The sequence below is a fragment of the Streptomyces sp. NPDC101237 genome, from assembly GCF_044767465.1.
Lineage (GTDB): Bacteria > Actinomycetota > Actinomycetes > Streptomycetales > Streptomycetaceae > Streptomyces > Streptomyces gramineus.
Genome location: NZ_JBIWNY010000029.1, coordinates 40,728 through 60,045, shown reverse-complemented (window position 1 = coordinate 60,045; position 19,318 = coordinate 40,728). Strand labels below are relative to the sequence as shown.

The 19,318-nt window shown below is 74.2% G+C and carries 13 protein-coding genes; 2 read left to right on the top strand and 11 right to left on the bottom strand.

Translation table 11 applies throughout. From position 1 onward, the window contains the following. Positions 1-44: 44 nt before the first annotated feature. The 11 genes from ACIRQ9_RS33475 to eccCa all read right to left on the bottom strand — a co-directional run bounded on the left by ACIRQ9_RS33475 (position 45) and on the right by eccCa (position 17,232). Positions 45-368, bottom strand: a complete 324-nt coding sequence (locus ACIRQ9_RS33475) for a hypothetical protein (protein WP_404182116.1) — start codon at positions 366-368, stop codon at positions 45-47. Then, on the bottom strand, positions 361-792 hold the full coding sequence (locus ACIRQ9_RS33470) for a YbaB/EbfC family nucleoid-associated protein (RefSeq protein ID WP_404182112.1): 432 nt from the start codon (positions 790-792) through the stop codon (positions 361-363). The genes ACIRQ9_RS33475 and ACIRQ9_RS33470 overlap by 8 nt, the downstream gene beginning before the upstream one ends. A 48-nt stretch (positions 793-840) precedes the next feature. Beyond that, complete coding sequence (locus ACIRQ9_RS33465; protein ID WP_404182109.1) at positions 841-3,159, bottom strand: WXG100 family type VII secretion target; 2,319 nt, start codon at positions 3,157-3,159, stop codon at positions 841-843. A gap of 134 nt (positions 3,160-3,293) precedes the next feature. After that, the gene (locus ACIRQ9_RS33460) at positions 3,294-3,965 is read right to left on the bottom strand and encodes a hypothetical protein (protein ID WP_404182106.1); all 672 of its coding nucleotides are present in this window, start codon (positions 3,963-3,965) and stop codon (positions 3,294-3,296) included. 1 nt (position 3,966) lies between these two features. Further along, positions 3,967-4,257: a WXG100 family type VII secretion target gene (locus tag ACIRQ9_RS33455; RefSeq protein WP_404182103.1), complete on the bottom strand. Its 291-nt coding sequence runs from the start codon at positions 4,255-4,257 to the stop codon at positions 3,967-3,969. A 47-nt stretch (positions 4,258-4,304) separates the two neighbouring features. Next, on the bottom strand, positions 4,305-4,637 hold the full coding sequence (locus tag ACIRQ9_RS33450; RefSeq protein WP_404182100.1) for a WXG100 family type VII secretion target: 333 nt from the start codon (positions 4,635-4,637) through the stop codon (positions 4,305-4,307). 124 nt (positions 4,638-4,761) lie between these two features. Continuing rightward, the gene (locus tag ACIRQ9_RS33445) at positions 4,762-8,025 is read right to left on the bottom strand and encodes a right-handed parallel beta-helix repeat-containing protein (RefSeq protein WP_404182097.1); all 3,264 of its coding nucleotides are present in this window, start codon (positions 8,023-8,025) and stop codon (positions 4,762-4,764) included. Then, positions 8,022-10,514 carry a hypothetical protein gene (locus ACIRQ9_RS33440; protein ID WP_404182094.1) on the bottom strand — a complete coding sequence of 831 codons (2,493 nt, stop codon included), beginning with the start codon at positions 10,512-10,514 and terminating at the stop codon, positions 8,022-8,024. Before ACIRQ9_RS33440 ends, ACIRQ9_RS33445 begins: the two co-directional genes overlap by 4 nt. Before the next feature lie 5 nt (positions 10,515-10,519). Continuing rightward, a complete protein-coding gene (gene eccB, locus ACIRQ9_RS33435) occupies positions 10,520-11,812 on the bottom strand; it encodes a type VII secretion protein EccB (RefSeq protein WP_404182091.1) in 1,293 nt (430 codons plus the stop codon). A gap of 12 nt (positions 11,813-11,824) precedes the next feature. Then, positions 11,825-13,222: a type VII secretion integral membrane protein EccD gene (gene eccD / locus ACIRQ9_RS33430; protein ID WP_404182088.1), complete on the bottom strand. Its 1,398-nt coding sequence runs from the start codon at positions 13,220-13,222 to the stop codon at positions 11,825-11,827. Next, entirely contained in the window at positions 13,219-17,232 is a 4,014-nt protein-coding gene (gene eccCa / locus ACIRQ9_RS33425; protein WP_404182085.1) for a type VII secretion protein EccCa, read from the bottom strand. The genes eccD and eccCa overlap by 4 nt, the downstream gene beginning before the upstream one ends. Positions 17,233-17,526: 294 nt before the next feature. Here eccCa and ACIRQ9_RS33420 point away from each other — a divergent pair, with 294 nt between their 5' ends. Continuing rightward, the gene (locus tag ACIRQ9_RS33420; protein WP_404182082.1) at positions 17,527-19,023 is read left to right on the top strand and encodes a ricin-type beta-trefoil lectin domain protein; all 1,497 of its coding nucleotides are present in this window, start codon (positions 17,527-17,529) and stop codon (positions 19,021-19,023) included. A gap of 137 nt (positions 19,024-19,160) precedes the next feature. Next, entirely contained in the window at positions 19,161-19,292 is a 132-nt protein-coding gene (locus ACIRQ9_RS33415; protein ID WP_404182080.1) for a hypothetical protein, read from the top strand. The last annotated feature ends 26 nt before the right edge of the window (positions 19,293-19,318 follow it).

Here is a 19,318-nt window from a genome sequence, read left to right as displayed (position 1 = left end):
CTCTCACACCACCTCAGCCACCCACGGCGTGAGGGACTCGTTCGTCAATTCCCCGACTTGGCGATGCGCGCCGCTTCTTCCCCCGCCGTGTCCTCCGTCTTGACGAGGAGCTGGCCCAGGCTGTCTATCCGGTCGGCCGTCGCCGCCACCGTGCCGGAGTAGCCATGGAGAGCGGCGAACATGTTGGCCGCCGCCGGGTCGTGCTGCTCGCGGAACTTCGCCCCGGTGCTGTCGTTTCCCGAGGCGTCCCGGTGCTCGTCGACGGCGGCCCGCATCTGGTCCATGATGGTTTTGAACTTGTCGGCCGTCAGACGCATCTGCTCGACCGCCGGCCTGATGCCTCCGGTGTCGACGTCCAGCTCAGCCATGGGTCTCTCCTTGTGTCGTGTGGACGACGGCGTCGTACGCCGTCTCCGGCATCACCGGTTCCTCCGGCAGGAGGCTCTTCACGTCGACCTGGCCCTGGAGCATGCTCGACAGGGACAGCCCGGCGGGCAGCTGTTCGGAGACGATCTCGTCGACCTTCTTCAGGGCCTCCGCCCTGGCCTGCTGGATGGTGGTGAGCAGCAGGTCGGCCAGTTCCTTGGGGGGCATCCGGCGGTAGGCGCCGGTGGGGAACTCCAGGGCGGTGACCTGGCCCTGGGCGCCGACGGTGACCTTCAGCGCCTGGCGCGGCGCGGTGGCCGTCGACGTCGTCTCGTTGATCCGCCGCCGGGTCTCGACGGCTTCGTCGCGCTGTCGGCGGTACTGGGCCAGCAGGTCCTCGATCTGCTGGTCGTATCGGCTGGGCATGTGGATGCTTCCTTTCGGTGGGGGTGGCTGCCGCCCTGTGCGGGCGGACTAGAAGACCGGGCTGGAACCGCCCGGGACCGCCCCCCACGTGCTCTCTTCCTGGACCAAGAGGTCGGCGGCCGCCCGGGAGGCTCCTTCCGCCTCCTCCTCGTCGGGGTCCGCCTCGGGTTCCGCGGCCTCGGGCTCGGGTTCGTCGGCGAGGGACAGGTACGGCGTGACGGCGGGGGCCGGTGCCGTCCCGGGGGCCTGGCGTTCCGGCTGCCAGGTGGTGCGCGGCTCGTGCGCCAGCCGGTCTTCGTCCTCGTCGCCGGACTCCGCCTGCCCCTGCCGGGGGAGTGTCCACAGAAGGGGTACGAACGCTGCCGCGCCCGCCGTCGCCTCCCAGGCGGAGAAGTCCTCCTCGCCGTCGCCGGGCAGCGGACGCGCAACCACCGCGGCGGTGCTGTCGGGGACGGGCACCGGAAGTCCGTCGGAACCGACCATGACGGGGGCACCGCTCGTGGCCTCTCCGGTCTCCGCGGTGGCCGCCGGTTCGCCCGACGCGGCCCCGGCGCCTTCGCCGCCGTCGGTCCGGCCCTGGGCCGTGGCCTGACGGGCGGTTGAAGCGGGCCCGCCGAAGCCGAGCAGGTAGGGCACTCCGGGCAGGACGCCGTCCGGTGAGCCGACCTCCTCCGAGTCGGGGGCCTCGCCGGGCTCCCACGGTTCGGTGTTCGGTTCCAGCAGACCCGAGGCGTCCGAGCGTTCGGCTCCCGCGTCCCTGCCGCCGGGCGCCCCGCCCATGCCGCCCATGCCGGGCAGGTACGGCATGCCGCCCGCGGCCAGGCCCTCGGCGCCGGCCGCTGCGCCGAGGCCTTCGCCGCCCGCCGCCGCGCCGAGTTCGGAGCCCACTTCCTCGTCTCCGAAGGAGGTGTCGCCCTCCCACGGTTCCGCGCTCGGGTCGAGCAGGCCGGAGGCGTCCGAGGGTTCGGCCGAGAGACCGGCGCCGCCCGCGCTTCCGCCGCCCATGCCGCCCATGCCGGGCATGTAGGGGAAGCCGGAGGAGGTGGCCGGCTGCCCGGTGCCCTCCGCGGCGCCGAGCCCGGAGCCCAGGCCGTCGCCCAGCCCGCTGCCGAGTCCTTGGCCCAGGCCGTCGCCGAGGCCGCCCGAGGCGCCGACGCCCAGGCCGGTGTCCCCGAAGGCCGCGGGATCGCCCGCCGACACCCCGTGGAACGCCTCGTCTCCCGAGCCGAGCCCGCCGCCCGAGCCGAGACCGGAACCGAGACCGGAACCGAGACCGGAACCGAGACCCGAACCGAGACCTGAGCCCAGCCCCGGGAACGGGGCCGGATTGATCAGGTTGTCGAAGCCCGAGGGGTCGAAGCCCGTGCCGATCCCGGCTTCGCCGCCGAGTCCCGCACCGCCTGCTCCGCCGCCCAGGTCGGACGTGTCGCCGGGGAAGGGGGCCGGGTCGCCCAGTCCGTCGAGACCGGAGCCCCCGCCGCCGCCCGTGTCCAGGCCGGAGCCCAGGTCGGGCGGCCCGGCCAGGGCCGCGAGGCTCTGCGGGCCCCCGCCGATGCCGCCGCCGTCACCGCCGGAGTCCAGGCCGCCCCCGCCCGGGAACCCGGCGATGTCGCCACCACCGGCCGAGCCGGGGCCACCGCCGCCGCCGAACTCGTCGCCGCCGCCCGGAGTGGGTCCGCCTCCGCCGTTGAGCGAGACGTTCAAAGGGGGAGGAGTGGTGATGGCGTCCACCGTCACCTGGTACTCGGACGCCAGGCTCTTGAGGACCTTGCGCATGTCCTCGGTCATCAGGGCGACGATCTCGGGCTTCTGACTCACCGAGACCGCTCCGTCGGGGCCCTGCGTGGCACCCGCCTGGAGGGCCTCCCTGGCGTACCAGACATTGATGTCGTTGATCAGGATCTGGGCGTTGTTCAACGCGACCGCGTTGTTGGCGAGTTGCTTCGGAATGGAGTTCTGCCCGGTCGAACCGCCCGAGAGCACGTCGGCGTTGGCCCTGACCTGTTGGGAGAAGGTCGTCATCATGGTGACGAACGACTGGGCCGCGTCCCCCCTCCAGGGCCCCTTGTCGCCCGCGAGCGCGTCGGCCTGGTCGTGCAGGCTGGTCGCGACGCCCTCCAGCAGCTGCTGGATCTCGTAGAAGATGCCGGAGGCCACCTGAAGCGACTGCGGGTCCGCGACGGAACGCGCGTGCGCCAGGGCGGCTTCGTTGGGCGTTCCCGAGGCGAGGCCCACGATGGCGGCCTGGATCTGCTTCCAGTCCCAGGTGTCGTAGTCGGCGACGCTGCCGTTGGACGACCCGTCGGGGTTGCCGAAGACCATCCCGTGGTCGTCCTGGTGGAAGCCACCACTGTTGTAATCCGGCACTTTCGCTCTCCTGTAGCGCGGTGCGCCCGCGTGCGCGCTGCCCGCCCTTCGGCCGGCGCCCGGAGGGCGGGCAGCGGACTGTCATGTCCGGTCGAGACCCGGGTTCCGGCCCGGGAACTGCACAGCGCGGAGCCTCAGGAGCCGGCGCCCTTCGCGTTGGAGCCCCCGCCACCCGAACCGCCGGAGCCGCCCCCGCCACCCGAACCGCCCCCGGTGCCCGAGCCGGAACTTCCGGGTGCCGGCGCGGCGGAGCCGCCGTTGGCCGTCATCATGGCGTTGAAGTCACCGGGTGCATGCGCGAAGGCGTCCGCGAGGTTCTTCGCCGTCACCTTGTTGGCGTCCTCGCCGGCGCCGTAGTCGTGACTCAGTTTCCGAGCCCCGTCACGCGTGTCGGTGAGCCCCTTGACCAGCGCCGTCAGGGCGTCGGTGTAGCTCTTCTTCAAACCTGAGTCCGCGTTGGGCCCGTTGACCTTCACGCGCATGGTGTTCGCGTGATAGAAGGCGCCCGGCGCCACCGCGACGGCCGCGAGGCGGCCCTGCGCGTCCTTCACCGGCTGGATCATCCGGTCGATGTTCTCGGCGAACCGGTCCATCGACGGGGTGTCGACGGATGTCCCCTTGCCGCCGTCGCCGCCGGGCACGGGCGGCGGCGTGAACGGATGGCTGTTGTGGATGCCGCCACGGACATGCGGGACATCGGTACCGCCGCTCCACGGACCGGAGGGGGTGGTGGTGGGGGGGTTGGCCGGGGGCTTGGCCGTGGTGGGCTGCTGAGTGCCGTCCGACTCCTTGGGAATGGTCGCCACGTCACTGCTCCCAGAGGCTGACGCCCTGTCGCTCACCGTTGTGGTAGGCCTCGTTGATGTGGCCGAGCGAGTTCGTGGCGTTGGAGGCCTGGACGGCCATGTCCGCGGCGGCCGCGTCCCACTTGGCCTTGGCCGCGTCGTAGGTGGCGCGCGCGTCGCTCGTCCACTCGCTGAGGTTCATCTTCGCGCCGTTGTCCAGGGTCGTGAGCGTCTCCTGGATCTTCTTGCTGATCGCTGCCATCTCACCGATGACGTACTCGACCTGGTCCATCTGCACTGTGTACGTGGGCATCGTGTGGTTCCTCGGGGGGAGTCGGGGGAGCGCTCGGGTCGGCCTGGTCAGAAGCCCGGCAGGCCCGCGGACATGCCCTGCCTGACCTGCGCGGCCGCGTCGGTGGTGGTCTGGTGGGTGTTCGTGTAGGTGCCCGTGTTGGACTGGAGCTTCTCCAGCATCAGGCTCAGCTGGCCGCGGACGGCGGCGAAGTCCTGGAGCCAGGTGTCCATGGCGCTCTGGAAGGTGCTGGACGCGTCGCCGGTCCAGCTCGCGCGCAGGGTGTCGATCTGGCTCGCCATCTGGGTGTACGAGCTGTTGGCCTCGTCCAGGGCGGTCTGGAAGTCGCCCTGGGCGGACTTCATGCCCGCAAGGCTTACCGAGGTGTCCGTGGTGGCCACGCCTGTTCCCTTCGTGGGTGCGGTTCATGCCTGTGCGATCGATGGTCTGTGAGGCGCACGGTGGACCACGAGCACCTTCCGGGCTTGCTGCCCTGCTGTTCGGACCGTCTGCCCTTTCGGTCCGTCAGGGGACGGCCAGCACTTCGGCGCCCGGCAGCGGCAGGTGCTCGGCCAGGTCGTCGAGCGTCAGGCCGTCGGACCGGGCCCCCGCCGCGATGGTGTCCGCCAGCCGGTGTGCGCCCAGGGCGCCGTGTGCCGGGTCCTGTGCGACCAGTACCGCCCTGATCTCGTCGTCCACCCGGAACCCGAGGGCGCTCAGCCGGCGGCTCGTCAGCTCGGCCAGGCCCTCTCCGGTCCAGGCCGGGAGCCGGAGGTACTCGGCGAACGCGGCGGCCAGATCGGTGTGTTCGCGCAGCAGGTCCATCAGGCGGGGGGCGCTCCCGGACAGCACCAGCACCGGGCCGTCGGAGTCGCGGGCCTCCGCCTCGGCGGCCAACACGGCGGCGACGGCAGCCTGTTCGCGGTTCGGACGTTGCTCGAAGGCCAAGTCCGCCTCGGCCACGAGGAGGCCGCCGGCCGCCTCCCGGAACATGTGGGCCACATAGGCGGCGGGCTGGAGGGGCCAGCGGGCCGGGACGGCGGAGAGCGGCAGGTGGACGAGTGCGCCGGACGGGATGACACCGCGTTCGGCGAGGGTACGGCCGTAGGCGGCGGCCACGGCCCGGCGCCCGCTGCCCGGCGGCCCTTCGAGTACGACGTCCGCGAGGCCCGCGGTGCCCTGTCCGAGCCTGACGAGCGCCTCCACGCGGGCGGCCAGCGCGGCCGCCACCCCGTCCACCCCGGTCAACGCCTCCAGGTGCCGAGCCGCTGGACCGGGATCAGGGGCTTCGGCTTCGGGTACGGGAGCCGGGGCCGCCGGTGGGGAGAGCGGTGGTGCGGCGGCGGGCGCCTCCGGTCCGGGGAGCGGCGGCACGTCCGTGGCGGGATCGTCGTATGCCGTCGTGGTCGGTGAGGTGGGTGCGGTCGGTGTGTCCGGCGCCGGCGGTGCGGGCGGTGCGGGCTGCCTGGGCGGTGCCGGGGGCGGGGCGGGCTGCGGGCCCGGTGCGGCCGGGGCCGCTCGGGGGACGTCCGCGCCGGTCAGGAGGCTCAGTTCGCCGTCGTGCTCCGCGGCCTGGGTGGCGAGCCGGGACGCCTGGGTGCTGATCATCGACTCGAAGACCTGACGGGCGACGCGGCCGTTGCCGAACGTCGGGCCCTTGGGGACGTCCTCGAAGTAGCGGTGGAGGGCGAGCAGCGCGTCGTCGGCCAGTTCGTAGTAGTGCTTGTCGCACAGGTTCCGGGCGATCGTGACCAGCTCGTCCGGGGAGTAGTTGGGGAACTCGATGGTCCGGGCGAAGCGGGAGGCCATGCCGGGGTTGGAGGCCAGGAACCGGTCCATGTGCTCGGAGTAGCCGGCCGCGATGACGACGATCTCGTCGCGGTGGTCCTCCATCAGCTTCATCAGCGACTCGACGGCCTCCTGGCCGAAGTCCGGGCCCGTGCCCCGCGACTGGTTGGTCAGCGTGTACGCCTCGTCGATGAACAGGACTCCGCCGAGCGCCCGGTTGAAGACCTCGGTGGTCTTGATGGCGGTGCCGCCGATGATCTGGGCGACCAGGTCCGCGCGGGCGACCTCGACGATGTGGCCCTTGCTGAGGATGCCGAGTTCGGCGAGGACCGCGCCGTAGAGGCGGGCCACGGTGGTCTTGCCGGTGCCGGGCGGCCCCGCGAAGACGAGGTGGCGGCTCATCGGAGGCATGGGGAGGCCCATCTCCGTGCGCCGTTGGGTCATCTTGTTGAGGTTGATCAGCCCGGTGACCTCGTGCTTGACGCTGTCCAGGCCGACCAGGGCCTCCAGTTCGGCGAGCGGGCCCGTGCCGGCGTTCCTGCCCGTGTCGGACCGGGGGGCCACCTCGTGCGGGGCACGTCCCGCGTCCGGTCGGCCGCCGGCCCTCGCGTCGCGAGCGGTGCCGCCCGTCCCGTCGGCGGCGTTGTCGGAGACGACGCAGTTGCTCAGGTCGGTGCGCGCGTCGGCGTGGGCGTTGACGCCGTGGCCGCGGGCGCCCGTCAGACGGCAGCCGAAGGCAATCAGCGAGCCGTCGGCCAGCACCCGGATCGCGTCCGTGGTGGAGTCTGTGAACTCGCTGTCGTGCACGACCAGTTCGGTGCCCTCGCCGACGACCGCGCCGCAGCCGTGCAGGGTGCAGCCGGCGAGGAAGGCGCTCGCGGTGTCGGCCAGCGCGAGGCCCTGGCCGCCGCTCAGATCGACGGTGCTGTCGCGCACCGTCAGCTGGGCGCCGCCCTGGGCGCGGACGCCGGCGCCCGACGCGCTGGTGACGGCGAGCCGTTCCAGCTCGGCGGCGGCGCCGTCGAAGACCTGCACGGCGGCGGTCGCGGCGTCGCGGACGGTGAGCCCGGTCGCGCTCACGGCCGTACCCGCGCCGGTGGCGTGCAGGCCGATCGGCGAGTCCGTGACCTCGCAGTTCTCGAAGCGCGGCCGGGCGCCTCCCGTGGCCTGGACGCCGGCGCGCGCCGCCCCGCTGACCCGGCAGCGGCGCAGCTGGGGTGCCGCGCCCTCGGCGACGTGCACGGACTGCCCCGCGGAACCGGCGAAGTCGCAGTCGGTGAGGGTCGTCTCGCCGCGTCCGGTGAGGTACGCGTCGAGCACCGCGCTGCCGGTGACGTTGACCTGGACCAGTGTGGCCCCGGCCTCCTGCTCGACGGCGACGGCCGGCTTGGCGCTGCCCGTGATCCGCGTGGACTCGACCGTCGCGGAGGCGTTGCCGTTGACGCAGACGCCGTTGCCGCCGGGGCGGTCCAGGCGGCAGCCGCGCACGTCGAGACGGCCGTGCTCGGCGACCACGACGGCCGACGAGCCCGGCTCGCTGATCTCGGTGTCCTCAAGGACGTTGCCGCCCCGTGAGGTGACGACGACGCCCGCGCCGTTCGGGTTGACCACCCGGCAGCCGCGGGCCGCCAGCACGCCCTCGTTCCAGGCCAGGACGGCCGTCCAGGCCGCCCCCTCGATCACGCAGCCGTCCAGCGCGGACTGTCCCCGCCGCAGGTCGAGCACCGGCGCCTCCGGGTCCGCCCCGGACAGGACCAGGCCCGAGAGCTGGACCGCGTCCGCCTCCACGATCACCGTGCTGCCCGTGGCCGCGTGCACCTGGACGGTGCCGGTGCCGCTCTCGGCGGCCAGGGTGACGGCCCGGGTGATGTCGAGGTTCTCCTCGTACCGGCCGGGGGCGACGGTGACCAGGGCGCCTTCCGTCGCCTCGGCCAGCGCGCCGGCGATCGTACGGTGAGCGCCTGGGCGGTCCGGGGAGACCAACAGCACTTGCCTGCTCATGGCTTGGTTTCTTCCTCACTGCCTGAACGGCCCGTGTCGGGGGTGACGACGAGTCCGGGCGGGTCGGCGCTCCCGGCCGCGGGGTCGGTACCGGCCTTCTCCAGGGCGTCCAGGATGTTTCCCAGCCCCTTGACGGCGATCTCGTCGAGGCGCACCTGCTGGACGTCGACGCGGCCGTCCGCGGAGATCTCGGACGCCGACACCTCCCGCATCAGCACGGTGTCGCCGTCGCTGCGCAGCACCTTGAAGACGGTTCCCGGCAGGAACAGCACCCGGTCGCCGAGGGCCGGGTCGAGCTGTGCGGTCCGCCGCGAGGTCATCGACCAGATCAGCACGTCCGTGGCTCCGACGCCCCGGGGACCCGGGTGCAGGGAGGTGCGGGCGTGGCAGAACGCCCACTCGGTGACCAGCCGGCCCTCGTGGTACCAGGCACGCTCGGCGTCGGTGAGCCGGGTGCGCAGCAGGGCGGGGCCGCGGTAGGACGGCAGTCTGCGCAGGCCCGCCGTCACGCAGCGGGCGAGCGGTACGTGCGGTCCCGGGGCGGCCGTACGGACGGCGGTGTCGGCCCCGTGACTGTCCCCGGACAGGTACAGGCGTACGGCGACCAGGTCGGTCAGCGCGTCGGCGGCCTCGGTGCGGGTGCCGCCGCGCAGGCCCGGGGTCTCCGACATCACCCGGGAGACGGCGCCGGCGGTGGCGTTGTACTGCTCGCTGAACATACGGCGCAGCCAGTCCCGTTCTCTGGCGACGCCGCGCTCGGGCGGGATGGCGCACGCTGCGGAGGCGGGCACGGGCTGCACCCGGACCCGTTCCGCCGGGCCGGACGGGGCCGGGGGCGGCGCCGGCGGGGCGGGTTCGGTCGTCGGCGCGGCTGCCGGTTCCGGGTCGGGCTCGGGTCCCGGCTCCGGGGCGGGGTCCGGTTCGGGTACGGGCGTGGCGGATTCCAGCCGGAAGCGGGGCGCGGCGGGGCGAGTGGGCCGCGGGGCCGTCTCGGGCTCCCGCGCCGTTCCCGGTCCTGGCCCCGAGGAGAAGGGGGCGGCGGCCGGTGCCTCGTCGGGGAGCGACACGGGGGCGGAGGGCGTGAGGTCCAGGGCGGGGGCCGGGGGTACGACGGGAGGCAGCGGCGCGTCGGCGCCCGCCTCGGTCCCGCCCTCGGATCCGCTCTCGGTCTCGGGCCCTCGCGTGGCCTCGGACTCCCCGTCGGCGCCCGGTCCTCTTTCGGCCCCGGACTCGCTTCCGGGTTCGACGGCCCTGTCCGGCGCGGGAGTCGGGGCGGGGCCCTCCACCGAGGCTCCGGCCGGGGTGTCCGCCCCCGTGGCCGGAGTCTCGCCCGCCCGCGGCAGCGCGCGGCCGGTTTCCTGTGCGGCGCCCGTGCCGACCGGTGCCGGTATCTCCCGTACGGCCCCCGTCGGCAGCCGCGAGGACCCGGATTCCATCTGGACCCGGGGCGGCGGCGGTGCCTGCTGGACGACGGGCGGCCGTACGGTGGCCGCGCGGCCCGCGGGCGCGTGTTCCGTCGTGAGTTCCGCACCGCCCGCCACCCCCGCCGCGGCGGTCCGGGCGGCGAGTCCGCCGCCGTCGGCGGCCGGTTCCCGCGTCTCCGCCTCGCCGGTGCCGGGCGCGGGCGGCACCAGCACGGCGGCCGTGCGAGCCGGGACATAGGCCAGGCTCCCGTCGCCACCCGCCACGGCCGGCGTCCCGTCGGGCAGGTCGGCGTAGAGGACCACCTCGTGGTCCAGTGCGTCGGCGAGGCACTGTCCGGGAGTCAGGGACTCGGGGGTGTCGAGCGTGCCGTAGAGGTGGAAGCGGACCGAGGAGCGGGCGTCGGGACGCACGCTGTCCCAGTACCGGGCCACGTCGTCCACCGGCAGCGGCGGTGTGCCGGGGCTGCCGAGGACGACCAGGAGCCGGTGCGGGTCGGTGGGGACGGTCTCGACCGTGCGCCGGTGGTCACCGGGCAGCAGGGCGCGGTCGGTGTGGCGCAGCCAGACCCCGGACGGGACCGGCTGGGCCGTGGTGCGGGCGCTGACCGCGCGGGCGCGGGTCGGCAGCGACGACTCCCAGTGCGGCCGCGGAAAGCGCCGGGAGTCGGGCTCCGTGGGGCGGCCGGCCCGGAAGCGGAGCCAGGCGGCGTCGTCACCCGCCGCGAACAGGCCGCCCGTCACGGTGGGGACGAGGAGGCCGTCGGCGGCGAGCACGTCGCGGCCGAGCCGTTCGGCGATCAGCCCCGCGGCCCTGCGTACGTCCTCGCCGCGGTCGCGGCCGAAGACGATCCGCAGACTGCCGTACCGGGACGAGGACAGCAGTCTGGCGACCGTCCGCCACTCGTCGGCGAGCGCCCCGGCGGGCAGGTCGACGACGACGAGGGTGTGCCCGGGATCGTGGCTCAGTCCCTCCGCGAACCCGGCCGCCCGTTCGTCGAAGTGTCCCCGCGGGTGGACCAGCAGGGCGTTGCCGACCCGTGTCGTGCGCAGCCGGAGCCTGCTCACCGGGCTCACCCCCTTCCGGCCGCTGCGCGGCTGAGCACCGGCCCGTCCGGCAGGAGCGCGAGGACGCCGGCGGGCAGGCCGATACGGTTCTTGGCGCCCCCGAGGCCCAGGGCTCGGACGGCGTCGTCGTCGGCGATCCGGTACTTCACGCCCTGCTCGGTGATGAGATAGGTGAGGTGGCTGCCGTCGGGGACGGCCAGGACACCGCCGCCGGCCGGCAGGGCGACCCGTCCGCCCTCGAAGCGGCTGACGACCAGCTTGTACTTGTCGTGGGCTAGCCGCACCAGGCACGGGGAGCCGCTGTCGAGGGCGGGGACGCCGAGGACGTCCGGGACGCGGTCGGTGGGGCCGCGGTCGGCGGAGACCCGGGCCATCGCGATGTCCGTCTGCTCGACCCGCCGCGGCTCCGGTGCGCCGGGCCGGGCCGCGAGCAGGGCGTAGGCGGTCGGGTTGACCGGGACCAGGCCGTCGGAGCGCAGCAGGTAGTGGCGTTCGGTGCCGCTCGTGCTGGTGCGGAACAACTGGCCGACGGCGGCGGGCTTCCCGGCCACCTCACCGGCCGGCTTCCCGGTGCCGGGCGGTACGGGCGCGGCGAGCGCGGCGCCGGTCGGGAGGCCGGCCAGCCAGTCGGCGGTGGCGGTGAACGCCGGCTGGTCGTCCAGGCCGAGCGCGATCAGGGCCGCCCGGTCGGGCACGGGGTGCTTGACGCCGCGCAGCAGCAGGTAGCGGGCGCCCTGGGGGCCGTCGACCAGCGCCTGCCGGCCGGCCGGCAGGGCGTGCATGGCGGAGACGAGCGGCCCGAAGGCGAGGCTCTGCCCGGCGTCCGCGTTCGCCGTCCCCGGCAGGCAGCGCGCCCAGGAGCCCGGCGTGAGGCCGGCCGCGTCGGGCACGTTGTCGGGGGCGCCCGGTATGCCGACCGGGGTGCCGTGCGGGACCCCCGCCAGCGACTTCGCCGACGGGGTCGCGGGGGCGGTCCGTTCGCCGGCGATGAGGAGCGCGGAGGCGTAGTTGCGGACCGGGCGGAGTTCACCGCCCGCGTAGACGTAGCGGTTGCCGGTGTTCTCCTCCAGGACGATGGCGCCGTCCCTGCGCCAGTCGTTCTTGGCGACCGGGGAGACGAGGCCGTAGACGCCGAAGCCGGCGCACAGGAGGGCCACCAGGCCGACGCCGAAGACGGAGCCGAGCGCGGAGCGCCGGGTGGGGCTCTCGCCCCGGCCCGGGTCGCCGCTGACGAGTGCGGAGGCCAGGCGTCCCATGGCGAACTGGTAGGCCTGTACGTGATCGCGTCGTGTCTGCACGTCGGTCCGTCCCTAGCCCGCGAGGCCGCGGAAGTAGGCGTAGGCGTCGAGGACCTGGAGCAGCAGCGGCAGCAGGGTGATCGCCGTGATGATCTCCAGCAGGTCGCCGAGGTGGCCCCAGACGGGCAGCAGCCGCGCCTGCGGCAGCCGCCACGCGCCGACGAGCAGCAGGACGGCGGCGACGAGCAGCACCACGAGGGCGGCGGTGCGGCCGCCCGCCCCGGCATGCCCGGCGCGCACCACCAGGACCAGCGCGAGCGCGTAGGAGCCCACCAGGACGGCGGGCATGCGCTGGAGGGTGCCGTTGGTGCCGCGGGCGCGCAGCAGGACGGCCAGGCCGAGCGCGGCCGGCAGCAGCCAGCCGGCCCAGCCGTGCTCGTGAACCGTCACCTGCCAGAGGGCGACGAGCCAGAACAGCGCCGAACCGATGCCGATCACGTCGAGGCAGGCGGTGGCGACGGAGACCCGCAGCGACACCTCGGTGCCGGTCTCCGGCTCGATGTCCTCCTGGAGTTCGTCCGCGTCGTGCGGGAGTCGGGGCACCCGCAGCCGGGCGGTGCGCAGCGCCAGCCGGGGCGCGAGATGGCCCAGCACGAACAGCGCCACGGCGGTCACCGCAGCAGACTGCGAGCCGCGCAGACCGAGCATCTCGGTCAGGCCCGCCGTGCCCGCGGTGGCCACCGCCGTGAGCAGCACGGTGCCCGGCACCACCAGCGGCAGCGCGCCCAGCGCGAACAGCAGCGCGGCGAGCGCGATCACGAAACCGCAGCCCAGCAGGGTGCCGATCAGCCGGGTGGCGTGGCCGCCGTCCGGGTCCGCGCGCACGATGAGACCGGTGCCGGCCGCGAAGGCGAACGCGCCCAGCCCGGCGACCAGGACGCTGCCGCGATCGGCGCCCAAGCGGGACAGGGCGCTGCAGGCGACCGTCAGCACCACCGCGACGGCGGCGGCCGCGGCGGTGGTGCGGTGGCTCGGGCCCGCGCCGAGCAGGACGGCGGCCACGCCCGCGAGGGCAAGGCAGACCAGGCCGAGGGCGAGGCCGCGGGTGAACGCCGGCCGCCAGCGGCCGGGGCCGCCGCCCACGGTCCTGGCGACGCCGTCGGCGAGGTCGTCGAAGTGCACCGCGGGCAGGGGCGCGTCGGCCGGCCGCAGGTGCAGCACGTCGCCGTGGCGCAGCCCGGCGGTCTCCGGGGTGGCGTCGGGTGCGAGGGGCTCCTCGCCCAGCCGTTGCAGCACCCACGGGTCGCCGTCCGCGGCGGCGGTGGTGGGCAGCTGCCGCAGCAGGGCGGGCAGCAGCGCGGACACCGGGGTGGTGACCGGGACGGACAGGTCGGTGCGGCCGTCCGGCGTCTCGACGGTGACGCGGCAGACCTCGGTGGCCTTCTCCGTCAGCGATGCGGCCGTGGTCATCGGGCTCCTGTCGGTACGGGGCCCGCCGAGACCAGGCCGGTCTGTACGAGCTTGATGTGGCGCCGGGTGACGAGCTGGGCGCGGCCGGCGGGCAGGGTGCGGGGCTTGGCCTCGCCGATGAACTTGCCCTCCTCCTTGGGGTAGGAGAAGAGGAGGGCGGGGTTGCCGAGTTCCCACATGCGGCGGATGAGGGGATCCATGACGGAGCGCATGGCGCCGGAGGTGGAGCGGGCGACGACGAGGTGGAGTCCGATGTTGGCGCCCTGGGAGAGCAGCGGGACGAGCGGGGTCATGGGCGAGGGGGTGCCAGGGGCGCCGGCGAAGAGGTCGTAGTCGTCGACGAGGACGAAGAGGAGGGGTCCTGCCCACCAGTCGCGCTTGTCGAGCTGCTCGGGTGTGATGTCGGCGCCGGGCTGGCGTTTGGCGACGGAGACGGCGGCGCTCTCGGCGAGCCTGCCGAGTGCGTCGGGGTCGACGACGTAGCCGACGCGGTACTCCTCGGGGACGTCCTTGAGGAGGCCGCGACCGGGGTCGGCGAGGAGGATGCGGGCCTCATCGGGGCGGTAGCGGCTGGTGATGGCGCGGATGGCGAGGCGCAGCGCGTTGGTCTTGCCGGTCTCGCCGTCGCCGTAGACGAGGAGGTGCGGGGTGGTGCCGAAGTCGTGCCAGACGGGTGCCAGACGCTGCTCGTCCCAGCCGAGGCAGAACCTGAGGTCGCGGGCGTCGGCGGGGGCGGGCAGGCGGCGGGCGTCCAGGGTGTTCGGCAGCAGCCGTACGCCGGGGGCCCTGTCGCCGGTCCAGAAGGTGCTGATCTCGGCGACCGCGGACTTGGTGGCGGGTGTCAGGTCGTCGGTGCGCGAGGAGCTGTCGAGCCGGGGGAGCGCGGACAGGAAGTGATGCCCCGTGCCGGTCAGACCGCGTCCCGGCTGGTGGGGCACCCCGGCGGCGGCGCGGGAGCCGACCTCGGACTCCATCGAGTCGCCGAGTCGCAGTTCGAGCTTGGTGCCGAGCAGGTCCCGCAGCCGGGGCCGTACCTCGGACCAGCGGACCGCGGCGACCACCATGTGCAGGCCGAACGACAGTCCGCGCGCGGCGAGTTCCATGATCCGCTGTTCCAGGTCCTCGTAGTCCTGGCGGAGCGTGGCCCAGCCGTCCACCACCAGGAAGACGTCGCCGTAGGGGTCGACGACGCCGCCCTCCGCGCGCATGGCGCGGTACGCGGCCATCGACTCCAGACCCCGGCTGGTGAACAACTGCTCCCGTCGCTCGACCAGTTGGGACAGTTCCTCGACGGTCCGCAGGACCCGGTCGCGTTCCAGCCGGGTGGCGACCGAGCCGACGTGCGGCAGGCCGGAGGTGGAGACCAGGCCGCCGCCGCCGAAGTCCAGGCAGTAGAACTGCACTTCGGCCGGGGTGTGGGTGAGCGCCAGCGACATCATGAGGGTGCGCAGCAGCGTCGACTTGCCCGTCTGGGGCGCGCCCACGACACCCACGTGCCCGTCGGCCCCGGAGAGGTCCGCGACCAGCAGTTCGCGCAGCTGCTCGAAGGGCCGGTCCACCATGCCCAGCGGGACGCGCAGCGCGCCCTGCGCGCGGGGGTCGGCGGCGCTCATGCCGCGCTCCGGGTCCGGGACGATGCCCGGCAGCAGTTGGTCCAGCGGCGGCGACTCCGACAGGGGGGAGAGCCAGACCTGGCGGGCGGGCGGGCCGTTGTCCTCCAGCCGGTCCACCATGACGTCGAGCAGACTGTCGCCCGCGCCCTCGTCCTCGATCGCCCCCGCGTCGGCACCCGGCTCGTGCAGGGTCTGCTCGGCGAGCGAGACCAGGGCCGCGGCCTCCTCCTCCGCGCGGACGGAGGCGAGCGGGCCCTGCTGCTCCAGCCCGAACGGCGTCACCTCCAGGACCGCGCCTTCGCGGCGCCCGGCCTCTTCTGGGCCCGGCGGTGCGGGGACCGGTCCGGAGACGTAGGCGGCCTTGAAGCGGACGAGGTTGGTGGTGTCGACCTTGAGGTAGCCGTTGCCGGGGGCGGAGGGGAGCTCGTAGGCACTGGAGGTGCCGATGACGCTGCGGGACTCCATGGAGGAGAAGGTGCGCAGGGCCAGGCGGTAGGAGAGGTGGCCCTCGACGCGGTGGATGCGCGATTCGTCCAGGCGCTGGGAGGCGAGCAGCAGGTGCACGCCGAGGCTGCGCCCGAGGCGGCCGATGGAGACGAAGAGCTCGACGAACTCGGGCTTGCTGGCGAGTAGTTCGGAGAACTCGTCGACGATGACGAGGAGTGAGGGCAGGGGAGCGAGGGTGGCTCCGGCGGCGCGGGCCTTCTCGTACTCGTAGAGGGAGGCGTGCCCCGCCTCGCGCAGCAGTTCCTGACGGCGGATCATCTCGCCGTTGATGGAGTCCCGCATGCGGTCGACGAGGTGGAGCTCGTCCGCGAGGTTGGTGATGACGGCCGAGGTGTGGGGCAGGCGGTCCATGTTGAGGAAGGTCGCGCCGCCCTTGAAGTCCACCAGGACCAGGTTCAGGATCTCCGAGGAGTGCGTCGCGGCCAGGCCCAGCACGAGGGTGCGCAGCAGCTCGCTCTTCCCGGAGCCGGTCGCGCCGATCAGCAGACCGTGCGGGCCCATTCCGCCCTGCGCCGACTCCTTCAGGTCCAGCTCGACGATCTCGCCTTCGCCGGTGACCCCGACGGGGACCTTCAGCCGGGCGTGCTGGGCGAGCCGGGGACGCCACTTGGCGTGGACGTCGAAGGTGCGCACGTCCCGGATGCCGAGCATGGTCGTCAGGTCGAAGTCGGACTCCAGGGGGCGGTCCACCAGGTCGACGCCGCCGCTGGTGCGCATCGGGGCGAGCATGCGGCCGAGTGTCTCCGCCTCCACGGCGCCGAGCCGGTCGGCCTCCCCGGTGACCGTCTCGGTGCCGTTGGGGAAGTCGACCCGCCCCTCGTGGAGCCGGAGCCTGAGCACCTTGGGGCCGCCGGGCACCGCGCCGGTCAGGTCGAGCAGGACGACCCCTCGGATCCCGGCGCCCAGCAGCCGCGAGCCGTCCGGGATCCGCGCCCCCTGGGCGACGATCACGGTGAACGGCTCGGCCACGCTGGGCGAGGAGTCCCGGTCGTGGTCGGGGCGGTCGCGGACGTCCGGCCCGAGCAGGTCAAGCAGCGCGTCGTGGTCGCCGGCGGCCAGCCGGAGCGGACCCGCGGAGTCCTGCTCGTACGGATGGGCGTTGTGCGGCAGCCACTTCAGCCAGTCCCACTCGCTGCGGGCGGCCTCGTCGCCGAGCACCGCGACGCGCATCTCGTCGGGCGAGTGGAAGACGGCGAGCTGGCCCACCATGGCACGGGCCAGCGCGAGCGCGCCGTCGGTCTCCCCGGTGAACTCCACGCTGGTGAACCGCTGCAGGGACAGCGGGACCGGAAGCCTCGGCACCGTCTGGTGGGCCTTGGTGAACCGGCGCAGCGAGATCGCGCACAGCGGCTCCAGGTCCTCCACCGGCTTGGTCTGCGGCGGCATGAAGTCGAGCGCCGCGCGGCGGGTGGCGAGCCCGATGCGCACCCGGGCGAAGTCCTCGTGCCCCGGCCTGCGTTCCCACAGCCTGGTCCCGCGCGCCAGTGCCCACAGGTCACCGGGGGGCGGGTTGTCCCACAGCAGCGCGGCACGCTGCTCGTCGGCGGCCTGCCGGGCCTGCTTGCGCTTCTGGCCTAGGTAGCGCAGATAGTCACGGCGTTCCGCGCGCATCCGGCGGCGCCGGTCCGAGCCGGGACGGATGACCTGGGTGAGCGTCATGCTCACCATCGCGATGCCCATCATCCCGGACATCATGTAAGTGGCGGCTCCGCCGCTGCCGACGGAGAACATCAGCACCATGGCCCCGGAACCCAGGCCCATCGGCAGATACAGCATCACCGACCCGAAGTCGGCGGTGGCCGGCTCGCTGAGGACGGGGGGCTCGGCGAGCTCCACCTGTCCCTCGGGCATCGGAGGGCCCTCGGCGCGCGGCGGACGTTTGGCGACCATGGTGCTCAACGTGCGTTCCCGCTTCCCTGCTTCCTGCGGCTGGAGTCTCCAGAGCCTAGGCAGCGGCCCAAACGCCGACCGGCCGTCACGGGCGATGTCTGTCCCGGGGGGACGGGAGCATGACCGAACGGGCAGAGGTACGGCTCGGGCCGGCGAGGGGCCGGGCTCGGTGACGTCCGGGAAGACCCTTGGCCCTACCGGGCAACGTTGGCCGCCGTCGCGGTACTTGGGTCAGCGCGGCTCCTAGGGTCGGGCGTTCGTAGACCACGAGGCGCTGAGGCGGGCGGGGCACACATGGCACAGAGGATCGGACCGGCGGAGTCGACCGGGGAGACGGCGGTCTGGGAACAGCCACTGCCCTGGCTGGGCGAGACGGAGTCCGCGGGCGCCCCGTCGGCGTCGGCCGGGCCGGAACCCGGCGCGGACGGCCCGGCGTCCACGGGGACTTCGCCGTCCGGCGGCGAGGAGAGCCCGGCCGCCGAGTCGTCGCCGCTGGGCGCGAACGCGGCGATCCCCGCCACGGCGGCGGGGACGACGGGCGCGGCGGAGCAGCCGGAGCCGCGGACGAAGTCGAAGACCGAGCCGAAGGCGGCGGCGGGGACGGCGCAGGTGGGCCTTACGGCGGCAGTGCCGGCCGGTAAACGGGCTGAACCCTCCCGAGCGTCCGGGCCGGCCGGCGAGGCGCCGGTGGCTCCGCCCGCCGGCCCGGACGGGACCGGCCCGGACGGCGGCCCGGGAGAGGGCCCGGACGCGGACTCCGGCGACGGCCTGAACCGCCGCGAGGCCCGGGGCGCCGGCCGGCCCGAAGGCCTGAGCGGGAACCAGGGCGAGAACCACGGCGGGGCCCCCGACGGGAGTTCCGAGGGCCGGTCCGGGAGGTTGCTGCGGATGGTGGTGGCCAAGGCCGGCACCGTCGCCGCCCGCACCGGCGGCTCGTCCCCCCAGGCGCAGTCCGAGCGGAACGTACGCCTCGTCGGCGTCATGACGGCCGTGGCCGTACTGGCGGCACTCGGCCTCGGCACCGTCGCGTTCATGACCGTCCCCGGCGGCGACGGGGACGCCGGGCCCCGTGCCATGCACGTCGAGGACGGTACCGTCCCGAAGGCCGCTCCGGGTGACGCCGTGCCCCCGGCGGCCACCGCGTCCCCCTCCACCGGGGCCGGGCACCACCGGTCCGGGGCCCCGCGGGTCACCCCGCACGCGGCGGACGGCGGCGCCGTACACCCCTCGGGCGCCACGGCGGCCGGCGGCGGCGCCAAGTCCACGCACTCCGGCGCCTCGTCCGGTGGCGGCAAGGCGGTCGAGGCCTCCGACTCGCACACCGCCACGGGCTCCACCGGCACCAAGAACACCACCAAGACCCAGAACCGGACACCGTCCAAGCCCGCGTCCACCCACGCCACCGTCGCCGGGTCGATGATCGTCGGCTACGCGTCCTCCCGGTGCGTCGGAGTGTCCGCGCGCAAGGCGTCCGACGGCTCCCCGCTGACCCTCCAGAACTGCACCGGGAGCTCCTGGCAGAAGTGGGTGTTCGCCTCGGACGGCAGCGTGCGGTCGATGGGCATGTGCCTGGACATCGCGGGCGCCTCGCAGAACGACGGCGCCACCATCCAGCTGGCCCGCTGCAACGGCGGCTGGGCGCAGCGCTTCAACCTCAACAGCTCGCACGACCTGGTGAACACGCAGATCGGCAGGTGCGTCGACGCCAAGGACATGGGCACCGCGGCAGGCACCCGGCTCCAGCTGTGGCAGTGCGGCGGCACGTCGAACCAGAAGTGGCACCTCGGCTGAGACCGTCGAGGTCCAGGGCAGGGTCCGTGCCCGAACGGGCGGCCTCGCGGTGTGCGTCCCGTCCGGCGATTCGTTGGATCATCCAACTGGCTGGGCCGCGCCGGACATGTGCATGGACCTCATGTGAAGGACCCCCTGTGAGACCGCTCTCCCGGGTCCGCCTGGACGCGCCGCGGACGGCCCGCTTCCTGTCCCTGCGCGTGTATGCCTCGGACGGCCGGGGCGACGCGGTGACACAGACCGTCGTCCGGGCCACCGGCCTGTCCTGACCCCCTCTCCCGGACCGCGCCCGGCG